Annotated in this window: 15 protein-coding genes and 2 tRNA genes; 13 read left to right on the top strand and 4 right to left on the bottom strand. The window is 69.7% G+C overall.

All coding sequences use genetic code 11. The features are described from left to right. The first annotated feature begins 197 nt into the window (after positions 1-197). Positions 198-269 (top strand) — tRNA-Val (locus AC1MIR_RS22620). A 51-nt stretch (positions 270-320) separates the two neighbouring features. Here AC1MIR_RS22620 and AC1MIR_RS22615 read toward each other — a convergent pair. The 4 genes from AC1MIR_RS22615 to AC1MIR_RS22600 are packed head-to-tail and all read right to left on the bottom strand — an operon-like array spanning position 321 to position 4,450. After that, the gene (locus AC1MIR_RS22615; protein ID WP_480030444.1) at positions 321-1,529 is read right to left on the bottom strand and encodes a lactonase family protein; all 1,209 of its coding nucleotides are present in this window, start codon (positions 1,527-1,529) and stop codon (positions 321-323) included. Between the two features lie 7 nt (positions 1,530-1,536). Beyond that, positions 1,537-3,024, bottom strand: coding sequence for a tripartite tricarboxylate transporter permease (locus AC1MIR_RS22610; RefSeq protein WP_480030443.1), 1,488 nt, complete (start codon positions 3,022-3,024; stop codon positions 1,537-1,539). Between the two features lie 4 nt (positions 3,025-3,028). After that, entirely contained in the window at positions 3,029-3,484 is a 456-nt protein-coding gene (locus AC1MIR_RS22605) for a tripartite tricarboxylate transporter TctB family protein (RefSeq protein ID WP_480030442.1), read from the bottom strand. A gap of 3 nt (positions 3,485-3,487) precedes the next feature. After that, the gene (locus tag AC1MIR_RS22600; protein WP_480030441.1) at positions 3,488-4,450 is read right to left on the bottom strand and encodes a tripartite tricarboxylate transporter substrate binding protein; all 963 of its coding nucleotides are present in this window, start codon (positions 4,448-4,450) and stop codon (positions 3,488-3,490) included. A 194-nt stretch (positions 4,451-4,644) separates the two neighbouring features. Between AC1MIR_RS22600 and AC1MIR_RS22595 the strand changes: the two genes are divergently transcribed. From AC1MIR_RS22595 to nuoK, 12 genes are all read left to right on the top strand, one after another. After that, positions 4,645-4,721: transfer RNA gene (locus tag AC1MIR_RS22595), tRNA-Asp, on the top strand. Between the two features lie 259 nt (positions 4,722-4,980). Continuing rightward, positions 4,981-5,349, top strand: a complete 369-nt coding sequence (locus AC1MIR_RS22590; RefSeq protein WP_480030440.1) for an NADH-quinone oxidoreductase subunit A — start codon at positions 4,981-4,983, stop codon at positions 5,347-5,349. A gap of 67 nt (positions 5,350-5,416) precedes the next feature. Then, on the top strand, positions 5,417-5,989 hold the full coding sequence (locus AC1MIR_RS22585; protein WP_109872583.1) for a NuoB/complex I 20 kDa subunit family protein: 573 nt from the start codon (positions 5,417-5,419) through the stop codon (positions 5,987-5,989). Between the two features lie 7 nt (positions 5,990-5,996). Continuing rightward, complete coding sequence (locus AC1MIR_RS22580) at positions 5,997-6,641, top strand: NADH-quinone oxidoreductase subunit C (RefSeq protein ID WP_480030723.1); 645 nt, start codon at positions 5,997-5,999, stop codon at positions 6,639-6,641. Further along, entirely contained in the window at positions 6,638-7,870 is a 1,233-nt protein-coding gene (locus tag AC1MIR_RS22575; protein ID WP_480030439.1) for an NADH-quinone oxidoreductase subunit D, read from the top strand. Before AC1MIR_RS22580 ends, AC1MIR_RS22575 begins: the two co-directional genes overlap by 4 nt. A 61-nt stretch (positions 7,871-7,931) precedes the next feature. Then, positions 7,932-8,555, top strand: coding sequence for a complex I 24 kDa subunit family protein (locus tag AC1MIR_RS22570; RefSeq protein WP_480030722.1), 624 nt, complete (start codon positions 7,932-7,934; stop codon positions 8,553-8,555). A gap of 4 nt (positions 8,556-8,559) precedes the next feature. Then, entirely contained in the window at positions 8,560-9,870 is a 1,311-nt protein-coding gene (nuoF, locus tag AC1MIR_RS22565) for an NADH-quinone oxidoreductase subunit NuoF (RefSeq protein WP_480030438.1), read from the top strand. A 5-nt stretch (positions 9,871-9,875) separates the two neighbouring features. Next, complete coding sequence (gene nuoG / locus AC1MIR_RS22560; protein ID WP_480030437.1) at positions 9,876-11,930, top strand: NADH-quinone oxidoreductase subunit NuoG; 2,055 nt, start codon at positions 9,876-9,878, stop codon at positions 11,928-11,930. A 4-nt stretch (positions 11,931-11,934) separates the two neighbouring features. Beyond that, positions 11,935-12,951 carry an NADH-quinone oxidoreductase subunit NuoH gene (gene nuoH / locus AC1MIR_RS22555; RefSeq protein ID WP_480030436.1) on the top strand — a complete coding sequence of 339 codons (1,017 nt, stop codon included), beginning with the start codon at positions 11,935-11,937 and terminating at the stop codon, positions 12,949-12,951. Positions 12,952-12,966: 15 nt separating this feature from the next. After that, positions 12,967-13,458 (top strand): NADH-quinone oxidoreductase subunit NuoI, encoded by a 492-nt coding sequence (nuoI, locus tag AC1MIR_RS22550; protein ID WP_480030435.1) that lies wholly within the window; start codon positions 12,967-12,969, stop codon positions 13,456-13,458. Continuing rightward, positions 13,455-14,144: an NADH-quinone oxidoreductase subunit J gene (locus AC1MIR_RS22545; RefSeq protein ID WP_480030434.1), complete on the top strand. Its 690-nt coding sequence runs from the start codon at positions 13,455-13,457 to the stop codon at positions 14,142-14,144. The genes nuoI and AC1MIR_RS22545 overlap by 4 nt, the downstream gene beginning before the upstream one ends. Continuing rightward, positions 14,144-14,455 (top strand): NADH-quinone oxidoreductase subunit NuoK, encoded by a 312-nt coding sequence (gene nuoK / locus AC1MIR_RS22540; protein ID WP_480030433.1) that lies wholly within the window; start codon positions 14,144-14,146, stop codon positions 14,453-14,455. The genes AC1MIR_RS22545 and nuoK overlap by 1 nt, the downstream gene beginning before the upstream one ends.

Raw genomic sequence — 14,455 nt, 5'->3', positions numbered from 1 at the left:
ACTGCGACATCGTCGAGACCGGCAACGACAGCTGGCGGTTCAAGAACCGCGCCTGATCCCCGACCGACGGCGCGACCGGGCCCGGCGGGGGGGGGGGGCGCGCGCGCGGCCCGCCCCCCCCCCCCCCCCCCCCCTTTCGATTCGCGGCGTGCTGCGGGATCTTGGCGAAGCCCGCGCGGCGGCGTAGGGCAGCGCCTGGGCGCTTAGCTCAGTGGTAGAGCGGCGGTTTTACACACCGTTGGTCGGCGGTTCGAATCCGTCAGCGCCCATTTTTGCTTGGCGCGCAGCGCCAAGCAAAAATCCCCCGGAGGGGATCCTCGTCACCGCCCGGCCGGCAGCACGCCGAGCAGATAGGTCTCGTTCCCGATCCCGGTGACGCGCGAGGTCACCGCGAATCGCGCGAGGTCCAGCATCCACAGCACCGAGCTCCGCGGCCCGCGCTTCTTGCCGCCCGTGACGGCGATCCACCCCTCGGCACCGTGGATCGCGACACCCCTCGGCTGCGCGGGACCGCCGGTCGGGTCGTCCAGCGTGAGGCGCTCGATTTCCCGCGCCGCGGCGACCTCCACCAGCGAGACCGTGTTCGAGGCGAAGCAGGACACCACCAGGTGCCGACCATCCGGCGTGAAGGCCGCGACGAAAGGCCGCGTGCCCTGCGCCGGATCGTCGGTGCCGACGCGGATCCGCGCCGCCTCCCGCCGGGCCGCGATGTCGATCAGGCTGACGGTGTTGCCATGCGCGCCGGTCCGCATGCTCTCCCGTGCCGCCACGGCGGCCAGCCGGCCGTCGGGCGAGACGCTGATCCCGAAGCCGCCCGACTGCACCGGCACGCGCGCCACCTCCGCGCCCGGATCGCCGGCGAGCGCCGCGGCCAGGTCCAGGATCGAGACATCGTCGGTGCCGCCATTGGCGGTCAGCAGCCAGCCGGCGCCGAGCGCGCTGCAGGCGATGCCGTTGGGATTGGGGAATCGGCCGAAGCGGGGATCGGGCGAATCGCGCACCGGTGTGCCGCCCGCGTCGCGCAGGCGGATGCGCGCGACGACCGCCAGGCTGGCGCGGTCGAAGGCGGTGACCTCCACGCCGCCATCCTCGGCCGCCGGCGCCTCGGCGGAGCCGACCAGCAGGTGCCGGCCATCGGGCGTGAGGGTGGCGCCGACCGGGCCTGCGGTGCCGGTCTCGAGGATACCCGCGATCGCGCCCATGGTGCCGTCATGGCGCGGATCGCGCAGCGCCGCGAGGTCGAGCAGCGTCACGGTCCCCGGATGCCCGTGCTGGTAGGCGCCCGCGGCGGCGGCCGAGGCGCGGCCGGAATGGCAGACCACATAGCCATGCGGCCCGTCCGGCGGGATCACCACGTTCACCGGCTGGCCGGAGGCCGGCGCGCCGTCCACATCCGGCGTCGCGCGCGGGCGCGCGATCACCGCGCGGTCCGTGCCGTCATGCGCCGCGTCGCGCGCCGCCGCGGCGTCGATCACCGCGACCGTGTTGTCCCATCGCCCGCTGGCGACGATCAGCGTGCCCTTTCCCATGCCCATCCTATCGCGCAGAGCGCGGCCGGCGCTGCCAGACCAGCGCGGCCAGCGGCACGGCCAGCGCCAGACCCGCGCAAGCCAGCAGCCCGGCCGAGAGCGGCCGGTTGACGAAGATCGCCGGATCGCCGAGCGAGATCGTCAGCGACTGGCGCATCGCCGTCTCGAACAGCGGCGAGAGCACGAGGCCGAGCACCATCGGCGCCATCGGCCAGTCGTAGCGGCGCATCATCCAGCCGACCAGGCCGAAGCCCACCAGCAGCCAGCAATCCTCGATGCTGTTCGCCTGGGAGTACACGCCGGCGATGCAGAGCGCGATGATCGGCGGGTAGAGCCAGGAATAGGGCACCGTCAGCAGCCGCGCGAAGACGCCCGCGAGCGGCAGGTTCATCACCAGCAGGATGACGTTGCCGATCAGCATGGAGGCGATCAGCGCCCAGACCAGGCTGGCATTGGTGGTGAACATCTCCGGCCCCGGCCGCACGCCGAACATGATCAGCGCGCCGAGGATCACCGCCGTGGTGCCCGACCCCGGCACGCCGAGCGAGAGCATCGGCACCAGCGCGCCCGAGGCGGCGGCGTTGTTGGACGCCTCCGGCCCCGCCACGCCCTCGATCGCCCCCTTGCCGAACCGGGACGGATCGCGCGCCAGCTTCTTCTCGACGATATAGGCGACGAAGCTGGCGATGGTGGCGCCCGTGGCGGGCAGCACGCCGACCAGGAAGCCGATCACCGACCCACGCATGATCGGCCATTTCGAGCGTTGCCAGTCGTCGCGCGTCGGCAGCACGTCCTTGACCTTGGCGACCGGCCGCGCGGCGGCGTCGGCGCAGCCCGACAGCACCTCGCCCAGGCCGAACAGGGCCACCGTGAGCACGATGAACTCGATGCCGTCCAGCAGCCAGACCTGCCCGAAGTCGAAGCGCGCGATGCCGACCTGCGGGTCGATCCCCATGGTGCCGAGCGCCAGCCCCGCGAGGCCGGCGACGAGCCCCTTCAGCACCGAGCTGCCCACTGCCGCGAGCGCGACGAGGCCGAGGACAACGAGCGAAAAATACTCGGGCGGGCCGAAGGCCAGCGCCATCTTGGCCAGCGGCGGCGCGATCAGCATCAGCCCGATGGTGCCGAGCGTGCCGGCGATGAAGCTGCCGATCGCGGCGATGCCGAGCGCCGCCCCCGCGCGCCCCTGCAGCGCCATCTGGTAGCCGTCGATCGCGGTCATCACGGTCGAGCTTTCGCCCGGCACCGAGATCAGCACCGAGGTCAGCGTGCCGCCGTACTGGCTGCCATAGTAGATCCCGGCGAAGAGGATCAGCGCGGAGGTCGGATCCAGCCCGAAGGTGATCGGCAGCAGCAGCGCGATCGCCGCGGAGGGCCCTATGCCGGGCAGCACGCCGACGATCTGTCCGAGCAGCACGCCGAGGAAACACATGGCGATGTGCCCCGGCGTCAGCGCCGCGGCGAAGCCGTCCATGAGCTGGGAAAAGGCGTCCACCGCCTCAGCTTCCGAAGGGGCCGGCGGGCAGCGGCACGCCGAGCCAGGTGACGAAGATCAGGTGCAGCGCCGCCGCAACACCGGCCGCGGCCAGCAGCGAGGCCAGCAGCGGCTTGCGCTCCGCCAGCGCGAACAGCACCAGCAGCATCAGGAAGATGGCCGGGAGGAAGCCGATCAGCTCGAGCCCCAGCACGGCGGCGAGCGTCGCGCCGAGCACCAGGATCGGCTTGCGCAGCCCGCCCGCGGCCTCCGGCGGGGCGGCCGGACTGATCAGCGACTGCAGCGCCGCGCCCACCGAGAGCGCGACCAGCAGCGCGCCGAAGGCCAGCGGCAGCCAGCCGGGCCCCGGCGTCTCCCGTTCCCACAGCGGCATCTGGCGCGCGCCGGCGATCCAGACGAGTCCCATCGCGGCGAACCCGGCCGCGAGGCCGAGATCGCCCCAGGATACGCGGCGCGGCACGGCTCAGGCCGGCCGGTTCAGGAGGGCGCGGTAGAGGCTTTCCTGCCGTTCGAGGAAGGCGGTGAAGTCGGCGCCGAACATCGGCGCCTCGCTCGCCACGTTCTCCTTCAGGTAGCGCTTCCAGGCCTCGGTCGCGACGACCTTGCGCATCACCTCGGTCCAGTATTCCGCGGCCGCGTCATTCACGCCCGCCGGCACGGCGATGCCGCGCCACATCTGGAAGTTCTCGGCGGCGATGCCCTGCTCCTTCATGGTGGGCACCTCGGGCAGGTCGGCGAAGCGGGTGTCGCGGAACACGCCGAGGGCGCGCACCGCGCGGGCCTGCAGCTGGCCCATGAATTCCAGCGGATTGCCGATCACCGCCTGGACATGGCCGCCGAGGAGCGCGGTCAGCGCCTCGCCGCCCGAGTTGAAGTTCACCATGTTGAGCTCCGCCCCGATGGCGCGGCCGAAGACGGTGACGGCCATCTGGTCGGTGGTGCCGCCGGTGCCGAAATTCACGCTGCGGGCCGGTGCGGCCTTGGCGGCGGCGGCGAAGGCGGCAGCGGTCGGGTGCGGGCTGTCGGCACGCACGAAGAGCAGGAAGTCGTCCAGCATGACATTCGCGATCGGCCGCACCAGGGTCAGGGTGCGGGCGTTCGGCACCATGATCGGCGTGATCTGGGTGGTGCCGTTGATCGCGACGATGGTGTTGGGGTCGTTGCGGCGGCTCGCCGCGACATAGGCCAGGCCCACCGCGCCGCCGCCGCCCGGGCGGTTCACCGGGTTGACCGCCACCGGCACCAGGCGCTCATCGGTCATGATCTTCTGGATCACCCGCGCCATCAGGTCGGCGCCGCCGCCGACGCCGAAGGGGATGACGAACTCGACATCCCGCGTGGGGCGCCAGCCCTGGGCACGGGCGAGGCCCGGCAGGGCGAGGCTGCCCAGCCCGAGGGCCAGGGCGGTGCGGCGCGTGGGGTGCATGGCGATGTCTCCTCCGTGACCCTTTCCGGGTCCTCTCCCGCGATCAGATGTGGCGCGGCGCGGCGCGTCAACGGCTTAATCGCGATCATGGCGACAAGGGGCGCCCATCAGCGGCATGGATGGTCCCGCATGGCCGGCGCGCCGTGCTTGACACCCCCGCCCGGTCCCCCTATTCCCCGCCGCCTGTCGCGCAAGCGGGTGTAGCTCAGTCGGTTAGAGCGCCGGCCTGTCACGCCGGAGGTCGCGGGTTCGAGCCCCGTCACTCGCGCCACGCGACGATGTCCCTCTCCTTTCATGCCTCGGTCACGCCCCGGATCGTCCGGGCCCGGCGTGCCTGCGTCCCCTGTCACGTCCGTAACGCTCGCCCCCTATGGCGGAGCGCGCCGGCCACGGGTAATGTCCGCCTCGCTGCGGTGCGGCATGGCGGGGACCCTGCGGGATCGTGGGATGTCCCCCCTTGGCGCAGCGCGGCGCGCGGCGGGACGGAAAGATCCCGCGCGGGGTTGGGCAAGGCTGATGAGCAGGCGCACATGACCCAGCAGATGCTGGCCGAGTATTTTCCGATCCTGGTCTTCCTCGGCATCGCCGCGGCGATCGCCGGCGCGATGGTGGGCGGTGCCATGCTGGTCGCCCGGCAGAAGCCGAATCCGGAAAAGCTCTCGGCCTATGAATGCGGCTTCGAGCCCTTCGACGACACGCGCCGGCGCTTCGACGTGCGCTTCTACCTCGTCGCCATCCTCTTCATCATCTTCGATCTGGAAGTGGCCTTCCTGTTCCCCTGGGCGGTCGCGCTCGGGGAGATCGGCTGGTTCGGCTTCCTCTCCATGATGGGCTTCCTTGGCGTGCTGACCGTGGGCTTCGTCTACGAGTGGCGCAAGGGCGCGCTGGACTGGGAATGATTGTGCCGGGAACGACGCCGAAGGGCGCTTCCTGACCTCGGGCGCGGCGGGCGCCAGGGAGAACGGAATGAGTGGTACGACTGCCGCGCCGCAGGACGGCGCAATCGCGTGGAACCGGGAGGCGCTGCCCCCCGGTCCCGCGCAGGACGCGGTGATCAAGGGAATCACCGGCGAGATGGAAGAAAAGGGCTTCGTGGTCGCCAACCTGGACAAGGTGGTGAACTGGGCCCGCACCGGCAGCCTCTGGCCGATGACCTTCGGGCTGGCCTGCTGCGCCGTGCCGATGATCCACGCCTACATGGCGCGCTACGACCTCGACCGATTCGGCATCATCCCGCGCGGCAGCCCGCGGCAATCGGACGTGATGATCGTGGCCGGCACGCTGACCAACAAGATGGCCCCCGCGCTGCGCAAGGTCTACGACCAGATGAGCGAGCCGCGCTGGGTGATCAGCATGGGCAGCTGCGCGAATGGCGGCGGCTACTACCACTATTCCTACAGCGTGGTGCGCGGCTGCGACCGCATCGTGCCGGTGGATGTCTACGTCCCCGGCTGCCCGCCGACCGCCGAGGCGCTGGTCTACGGCATCCTGCAACTGCAGAAGAAGATCCGCCGGACAGGGACCATCCTCCGTGGCTGAGGCCGGCATGACACTCGCCGATCTCGGCGCCGCCATCGCCGAGGCCGCGGGCCCGGCGGTGCAGGAAGCCTTCCTCGAGCGCGGGCAGGAGCTCGTGCTGCGCGTCACGCGCGCCGGGCTGCTGCCGGTTATGACGCTGCTGCGCGACGACCCGCGGCTCTGCTTCGAGCAGCTGATGGACCTCTGCGGCATGGACTGGCCGGACCGCGCCGAGCGGTTCGAGGTGGTCTACAACCTGCTGAGCCTGGCGCATAACCGGCGCATCCGCGTGATCGTCGCGACCGACGAGCAGACGCCGGTGCCGAGCGTGATGGCCATCTGGCCCGCCGCGAGCTGGTACGAGCGCGAGGCCTGGGACATGTACGGCATCGTCTTCGAGGGCCAGACCGATCTGCGCCGCCTGCTGACCGACTACGGCTTCGAGGGCCATCCGCTGCGCAAGGATTTTCCCCTCACCGGCCATGTCGAGGTCCGCTACGACGAGACGCGCAAGCAGGTCGTCTACGAGCCCGTCTCGCTGACGCAGGATTTCCGCAACTTCGACTTCCTCAGCCCCTGGGAGGCGATGACGACGCTGCCGGGCGACGAGAAGGTCCACCTGACGCGCGAGGCGCGTGGCCAGATCGAAGGCGCCGCAGGGGGGGCGAAATGAGCAGCGATGTCTCCCTTCACGTCGTGCCGCCCGCCGAGGCGACGACGCGCACCGTCGAGGTCGAATCGCACCACATCAACTTCGGCCCGCAGCACCCGGCCGCGCATGGCGTGCTGCGCCTCATCCTCGAGATGAAGGGCGAGGTGGTGGAGCGCGCCGATCCGCATATCGGCCTGCTGCACCGCGGCACCGAGAAGCTGATGGAGTACAAGACGTATCTCCAGGCGATGCCCTACATGGACCGCCTCGACTACGTCTCGCCCATGTGCATGGAGCACAGCTGGGTGCTGGCGGTGGAGAAGCTGCTCGGCATCGAGGACCAGGTGCCGGAGCGCGCGCGCTGGATCCGCACGATGTTCGCGGAACTGACGCGGATCATGAACCACCTGCTGAACGTCACGACCTATGCGCTCGATGTCGGCGCCATCACGCCCTCGCTCTGGGGCTTCGAGCAGCGCGAGCACCTGCTGGAGTTCTACGAGGCGGTGGGCGGCAGCCACTACCACGTCAACTACTTCCGCGCGGGCGGCGTCCACAAGGACCTGCCGCCCGGGCTGGAGGAGAAGATCCGGCGCTGGGCGGAGCAGTTCCCGAAGTTCCTCGACGAGCTCGAGGGGCTGCTGACCGAGAACCGCATCTTCAAGCAGCGCACCGTGGACATCGGCGTGATGACCGCCGAGCAGGCGATGGCCTGGGGCTTCAGCGGGCCCTGCCTGCGAGCCTCCGGCTGCGCCTGGGACCTGCGCAAGTCGCAGCCCTACGAGATGTACGACCGGCTGGATTTCGAGGTGCCGGTGGGCGTGCATGGCGACTGCTACGACCGCTACCTGGTTCGCATGCAGGAGATGCGGCAGTCGCTCCGCATGGTCCACCAGTGCCTGGCGGCGATGAAGCCCGGCCCGGTCAAGGTGCCGGACAACAAGATCGCGCCGCCGATGCGCGCCGACATGAAGCGCTCGATGGAAAGCCTGATCCACCACTTCAAGCTCTACACCGAGGGCTACCACGTGCCCGAGGGCGCGACCTACACGGTGACCGAGGCGCCGAAGGGCGAGTTCGGCGTCTACATGGTGGCCGACGGCACCAACCGCCCGTACCGCGTGAAGATCCGCGCGCCGGGCTTCGCGCATCTCCAGGCGATGGAGGCGCTGTCCAAGGGGCACATGCTGGCGGATGCGGTCTCCATCATCGGCAGCCTGGATATCGTGTTCGGGGAGATCGACCGGTGAGCCGCCATCTGATCGTGGAGCCCCGCAGCCGCGAAGCGGCGAGGAGCGGAACGTGAATCAGATGGCCAGCGCACAGGTCGAGCACATGGAACCGACCGGCTTCGCCTTCGATGCCGAGAGCGAGGCCAGCATCGGGAAGATTCTCGCGCGCTATCCGGCGGGGAAGCAGGCCAGCGCGACGATCCCGCTGCTCTACGTCGTGCAGCGCCAGATGGGCCGGCAGACCGGCAGCGCCTGGGTGCCGCGCGTGGCGATGGACGTGATCGCGGAGCGCCTCGGCATCGCGCCGATCCGCGTCTATGAGGTGGCGACCTTCTACTTCATGTTCAACATGAAGCCGATCGGTCGCTTCCACCTGCAGCTCTGCGGCACGACGCCCTGCATGCTGCGCGGATCGGACGACGTGATGCGCGCCTGCCACGACGCGGCCCATGTGCATGTCGGCCAGACCAGCGCGGACGGCCTGTTCACGCTCACCGAGGTGGAATGCCTCGGCGCCTGCGTGAACGCGCCGGTGCTGCAGGTGGACGACGACTACTACGAGGACCTCGACTACGACCGCACCGTCGCGCTGATCGAGGCGTTGCGGCGCGGCGAGCGGCCGAAGCCGGGCTCGACGATCGGCCGTCAGACGAGCGCGCCGGAGGGCGGGCCGCTGACGCTGACAGACCTGCCGGGAGAATGAGCTGATGGCGCTCTCCGACAAGGACCGCATCTTCACCAACCTCTACGGCGTGCAGGACTGGCGCCTGCCGGCGGCACGGAAGCGGGGCAACTGGGACGGCACCAGGGCCATCCTGGAGAAGGGCCGGGACGCGATCATCGAGGAGGTCAAGAATTCCGGCCTGCGCGGCCGTGGCGGCGCCGGCTTCCCGACCGGGATGAAGTGGTCCTTCATGCCGAAGCAGGCTTCCGAGCGGCCGCACTATCTCGTCGTCAACGCCGACGAATCCGAGCCCGGCACCTGCAAGGACCGCGACATCATCCGTCACGATCCGCACACCCTGATCGAAGGCTGCCTGATCGCCGGCTTCGCCATGGGCGCGCATGCCGGCTACATCTACATCCGCGGCGAATACTACAACGAGAGCGTCGTCCTGGAAGCGGCCATTGAGGAGGCCTACGAGGCGGGGCTGCTGGGGAAGAACGCCTGCGGGTCGGGCTGGGACTTCGACCTCTACGTCCATCGCGGCGCGGGCGCCTACATCTGCGGCGAGGAGACGGCGCTGATCGAATCGCTCGAGGGCAAGAAGGGCATGCCGCGGCTGAAGCCGCCATTCCCCGCCGCCGTCGGGCTCTATGGCGCGCCGACCACGGTGAACAACGTCGAGACCATCGCGGTGGTGCCGGAGATCATGCGCCGCGGCGGCGCCTGGTTCGCCGGCTTCGGACGGCCGAAGAATTCCGGCACCAAGATCTTCTGCATCCAGGGCCATGTGAACAAGCCCTGCAACGTCGAGGAGGAGATGAGCATCCCGATGCGGGAACTCATCGAGCGCCACGCCGGCGGCGTGCGCGGCGGCTGGGACAACCTGCTCTGCGTCATCCCGGGCGGGTCCTCCACGCCGCTGCTGCCGAAGGATGTCTGCGACACGGTCCTGATGGATTTCGACGCGCTGCGCGAACACAAGTCCGGCCTCGGCACCGCGGGCGTGATCGTGATGGACAAGAGCACGGACATCGTCCGCGCCATCGCGCGGCTGTCGAAGTTCTACAAGCATGAGAGCTGCGGCCAGTGCACGCCCTGCCGCGAAGGCATGGGCTGGGTCAGCCGCATGATGGAGCGCATGGTCGAGGGCCGCGCGGAGATCGAGGAGATCGACCTGCTCGAGGAAGTGACGCGGCGGATCGAGGGCCACACGATCTGCGCGCTGGCCGATGGCGGGGTCTGGCCGGTGCAGGGCCTGATCCGGCATTTCCGGCCGGTGATGGAAGAGCGCATCGCCGAGTACAAGCGGCGCCATGCGAAGCCGGCTTCCATGCCGATGGCCGCGGAGTAAGCGCGATGGCGAAGGTCACCGTTGACGGCATCGAGGTCGAGGTCCCGAACGGCGCCACGGTGCTGCAGGCCTGCGAGGCCGCGGGCAGGGAGATCCCGCGCTTCTGCTACCACGAACGGCTGAGCGTCGCCGGCAATTGCCGCATGTGCCTGGTGGAGGTGGAAAAGGCGCCGAAGCCCGTCGCCTCCTGCGCCTATCCGGTGATGGACGGGATGGTGGTGAGGACCGACAGCCCGGTGGTGCGCAATGCGCGTCGCGGGGTGATGGAATTCCTGCTGATCAATCACCCGCTCGACTGCCCGATCTGCGACCAGGGCGGCGAGTGCGACCTGCAGGACCAGGCCGTCGGCTACGGCATGGACCATTCCCGCTACCGCGAGCCGAAGCGCGCGGTGAAGGACAAGTACATGGGGCCGCTGGTCAAGACGATCATGACCCGCTGCATCCAGTGCACGCGCTGCATCCGCTTCGCTTCCGAGGTCGCGGGCGTGCCCGAACTCGGCGCGACGAACCGCGGCGAGAACATGGAGGTGGGCACCTATGTCGAGAAGGCGCTGACCAGCGAGCTCAGCGGCAACCTGATCGACATCTGCCCGGTCGGCGCGCTCACCAGCCGGCCCTACGCCTTCGTCTCCCGCCCCTGGGAGCTGCGCAAGACCGACAGCATCGACGTGCAGGACGCGACCGGCACCAACATCCGCGTGGACACGCGCGGGCCGGAAGTGCTGCGGATCCTGCCGCGCGTGAACGACGACGTGAACGAGGAGTGGATGGCCGATCGCGGCCGCTTCTCCTTCGACGGCCTCAAGCGCAAGCGGCTGGACCGGCCCTGGCTGCGCGTGGACGGCAAGCTGAAGCCGGCAAGCTGGTCCGAGGCCTTCGGCGCCGTCGCCGCGCGCATCCGCGCGACCACGCCCGACCGCATCGGCGCCGTGGCCGGCGACCTGGCGGATGCGGAGAGCGTCTTCGCCCTGAAGTCGCTGATGACCGCGCTCGGCTCGCGGAACCTCGACTGCCGCGGAGACGGCGCGGCGCTGGACGCGACGCGGCGCGACTTCTTCCTGTTCAACACGACCGTCGCCGGCATCGACCAGGCGGATGCCCTGCTGATCATCGGCAGCGACCCGCGCAAGGAAGCGCCGGTGATCAATGCACGCATCCGCAGGCGCCAGGTGCAGGGGCGCTTCCCGGTGGCGCGCATCGGCGCGCCGAGCGTGGACCTGACCTATCCGCACCAGCATCTCGGCGACGGCCCGGCGGCGCTGCGCGCGCTGCTCGACGGCTCGCATCCCTTCATGGAAACGCTGCGCGCCGCGAAGAACCCAATGGTGATCCTGGGCCGCGGCGCGCTGGCGCGGCCTGATGGTGTGCATGTGCTGGCGGCGGCGTGGGAGGTCGCGGCGGCGGCGAATGCGCTGCGGCCGGACTGGCACGGCTTCAACCTGCTGCACCTCTTCGGCGGCCAGGTCGGCGCGCTGGAGCTCGGCTTCCTGCCGGGCGCCGGCGGCAAGGCGCTCGGCGGCATGCTGGGCGGCGGCGTGGACGTGCTGTGGCTGCTCGGCGCGGACGGCTTCGATCCGGCGGCGATCGGCGCGGAGACCTTCGTGATCTACCAGGGCCATCATGGCGATCGCGCGGCCTCGCGCGCCGACCTGATCCTGCCCGGCGCCGCCTACACCGAGAAGGACGCGACCTACGTCAACACCGAGGGCCGCGCGCAGCGCGCCTGGCTTTCGGTGCATGCGCCGGGCGAGGCGCGCGAGGATTGGCGGATCGTCCGCGCAGCCGCGGAGCTGCTCGGCGTGCGCCTGCCCTTCGACACGCTGGACCAGCTGCGCGCGCGCATGGTGCAGGCCGCGCCGCAACTCGGCGAAGGATTCGCGTCGCGCGGCTGCGAAGACACGGCCGGTCCCGCGGGGAACCCCGCGGCGATGTCGGACGCACCCTTCGCGCCGGCGATCGCGCAGTACCACCTGGCCGATGCGATCGCGCGCGCCTCCGACGTGATGGCGGAATGCGCGCGCGTCTATGGCGAAGCGCCGGCGCTCGCGGCGGAGTGACGTGATGGAAGGCTTCCTCGCAACCCCCGTCGGCGTGCTGGCGCTGACCGTCGCGCAGGCGATGGCGCTGCTCGTGCCGCTGCTGATCGGCGTCGCCTATCTGACCTGGGCCGAGCGCAAGGTCCTGGCGGCGATGCAGCTGCGCAAGGGCCCCAACGTGGTCGGCCCCTTCGGCCTGCTGCAGCCCTTCGCCGATGCGATCAAGATGCTGATGAAGGAGACGATCATCCCCGCCGGGGCCAGCCGCGTGCTGTTCATCCTGGCGCCGATGATCACCTTCATGCTGGCGATGCTCGCCTGGGCGGTGATCCCGGTGAATGACGGCTGGGCGATCGCCGACATCAACGTCGGCATCCTGTATCTGTTCGCGATCAGCTCGCTCGGCGTCTACGGCATCATCATCGCGGGCTGGGCTTCCAACTCGAAATACGCCTTCCTCGGCGCGCTGCGCTCGGCCGCGCAGATGGTGAGCTACGAGGTCAGCATGGGCTTCGTGATCGTCACCGTGCTGCTCTGCGTCGGCTCGCTGAACCTGACGGAGATCGTCCGCGCGCAGGCGGACATGTGGTTCATCATCCCGCTGTTTCCGATGTTCGTGATCATGTTCATCTCGGCGCTGGCCGAGACGAACCGCGCGCCCTTCGACCTGCCGGAAGGTGAGAGCGAGCTCGTGGCGGGCTTCTTCGTGGAATACAGCTCGATGAGCTTCGCGCTGTTCTTCCTCGGCGAATACGCGAACATGATCCTGATGAGCGCGCTGATCACCATCCTGTTCCTGGGTGGCTGGTACGCGCCCTTCGACATCGCGCCCTTCACCTGGATCCCGGGGCCGATGTGGTTCGTGTTCAAGATCTGCTTCTGCCTCTTCGTCTTCATCTGGGTGCGCGCGACCTTCCCGCGCTACCGCTACGACCAGCTCATGCGGCTCGGCTGGAAGGTCTTTCTTCCCTTCAGCCTCGTCTGGCTGGTCATCACCGCCGCCGCGCTCAAGCTGTTCGGCTGGCTGCCGGGCGCCGCCTGAGGAGGGAGGACGACAATGGCCATCACCCTCGACCGCGTCGCGCGCAGCTTCCTGCTGGCGGAGCTCGTCTCCGGCATGGCGCTGACGCTGCGCTACTTCTTCCGCCCCAAGGCGACGATCCGCTACCCGTACGAGAAGACGCCGCTCAGCCCGCGCTTCAAGGGAGAGCACGCGCTGCGCCGCTACCCGAACGGGGAGGAGCGCTGCATCGCATGCAAACTGTGCGAGGCGATCTGCCCCGCGCAGGCCATCACCATCGAGGCCGAGCCGCGCGAGGACGGGTCCCGCCGCACCACGCGCTACGACATCGACATGACGAAGTGCATCTACTGCGGCATGTGCGAGGAAGCCTGCCCGGTGGACGCCATCGTCGAGGGGCCGAACATGGAGTTCGCCACCGAGACGCGCGAGGAACTGCTCTACAACAAGGAGCGCCTGCTGGAGAACGGCGACCGCTGGGAAGCGGCGCTGGCCAGGCGGCTCGAGCTGGACGCGCCCTACCGATGATCGCCGCCGCCGCCTTCTACCTCTTCGCCGCGGTGCTGATCGCCTCGGCGGTGATGGTCGTGACCAGCCGCAACCCGGTGCACAGCGTGCTGTTCCTGATCCTCGCCTTCTTCAACGCCGCGGCGCTGTTCCTGCTGGCGGGCGCCGAGTTCCTCGCGATGATCCTGGTCATCGTCTATGTCGGCGCCGTCGCGGTGCTGTTCCTCTTCGTCGTGATGATGCTCGACGTGGACTTCGCCAAGCTGCGCGAGGGCTTCCAGCGCTACGCGCCGGTCGGCGGCGTGGTCGGCGCGATCCTGCTGCTGGAACTGCTGCTGGTCTTCGGCACCTGGCAGTTCGCCTCGGACGCGGCGGGCTTCCGGCTGAACCCCGCGCCGGCCGGGGTGGACAACACCCGCGCGCTGGGGCGCATCCTCTACACGGACTTCGTCTGGCTGTTCCAGCTCTCGGGCCTGATCCTGCTGGTCGCGATGATCGGCGCCATCGTGCTGACGCTGCGCGGCAAGACCACCACGAAGCGGCAGGATGTCGGGCGTCAGGTGGCGCGCAGCGGCAGCGTGAACCTGCGCCAGCCGGCGCTCGGCGCGGGCCTCGGCGAGATCGGCATCGAGCGGCCGCCGGTCGAGCCGCCGCCGGGCGAGGCGCCGAAGCAGGTCGAGCATGCCGGCCATGGGGGGCACCACTGATGATGGCCGTCGGCCTCGGGCACTACCTCACGGTCAGTGCCATCCTGCTCACGCTCGGCGTGCTCGGCATCTTCCTGAACCGGAAGAACGTCATCGTCATCCTGATGAGCGTCGAGCTGATCCTGCTTTCGGTCAGCCTGAACCTCGTCGCCTTCTCCGCGACGCTCGGCGACCTCACCGGCCAGGTCTTCGCGATGCTGATCCTGACCGTCGCGGCCGCGGAGGCGGCGATCGGGCTCGCCATCGTCGTCATCTACTTCCGCAACCGCGGCACGATCGAGGTCGAGGACGTCTCGACCCTGAAGGGCTAG

The organism is Falsiroseomonas sp. RANM36 (assembly GCF_056682175.1).
This window is presented reverse-complemented; position numbering and strand designations above follow the sequence as displayed.

What these genes read in the sequence shown, in the direction of transcription:
- AC1MIR_RS22545 (WP_480030434.1), top strand. Translation starts at nt 13,455, where the DNA reads ATGATCGCCGCCGCCGCCTTCTACCTCTTCGCCGCGGTGCTGATCGCC.
- nuoI (WP_480030435.1), top strand. Translation starts at nt 12,967, where the DNA reads ATGGCCATCACCCTCGACCGCGTCGCGCGCAGCTTCCTGCTGGCGGAG.
- AC1MIR_RS22580 (WP_480030723.1), top strand. Translation starts at nt 5,997, where the DNA reads ATGACACTCGCCGATCTCGGCGCCGCCATCGCCGAGGCCGCGGGCCCG.
- AC1MIR_RS22575 (WP_480030439.1), top strand. Translation starts at nt 6,638, where the DNA reads ATGAGCAGCGATGTCTCCCTTCACGTCGTGCCGCCCGCCGAGGCGACG.
- AC1MIR_RS22600 (WP_480030441.1), bottom strand. Translation starts at nt 4,450, where the DNA reads ATGCACCCCACGCGCCGCACCGCCCTGGCCCTCGGGCTGGGCAGCCTC.
- AC1MIR_RS22615 (WP_480030444.1), bottom strand. Translation starts at nt 1,529, where the DNA reads ATGGGAAAGGGCACGCTGATCGTCGCCAGCGGGCGATGGGACAACACG.
- AC1MIR_RS22590 (WP_480030440.1), top strand. Translation starts at nt 4,981, where the DNA reads ATGACCCAGCAGATGCTGGCCGAGTATTTTCCGATCCTGGTCTTCCTC.
- nuoG (WP_480030437.1), top strand. Translation starts at nt 9,876, where the DNA reads ATGGCGAAGGTCACCGTTGACGGCATCGAGGTCGAGGTCCCGAACGGC.
- nuoK (WP_480030433.1), top strand. Translation starts at nt 14,144, where the DNA reads ATGATGGCCGTCGGCCTCGGGCACTACCTCACGGTCAGTGCCATCCTG.
- nuoH (WP_480030436.1), top strand. Translation starts at nt 11,935, where the DNA reads ATGGAAGGCTTCCTCGCAACCCCCGTCGGCGTGCTGGCGCTGACCGTC.
- nuoF (WP_480030438.1), top strand. Translation starts at nt 8,560, where the DNA reads ATGGCGCTCTCCGACAAGGACCGCATCTTCACCAACCTCTACGGCGTG.
- AC1MIR_RS22570 (WP_480030722.1), top strand. Translation starts at nt 7,932, where the DNA reads ATGGCCAGCGCACAGGTCGAGCACATGGAACCGACCGGCTTCGCCTTC.
- AC1MIR_RS22585 (WP_109872583.1), top strand. Translation starts at nt 5,417, where the DNA reads ATGAGTGGTACGACTGCCGCGCCGCAGGACGGCGCAATCGCGTGGAAC.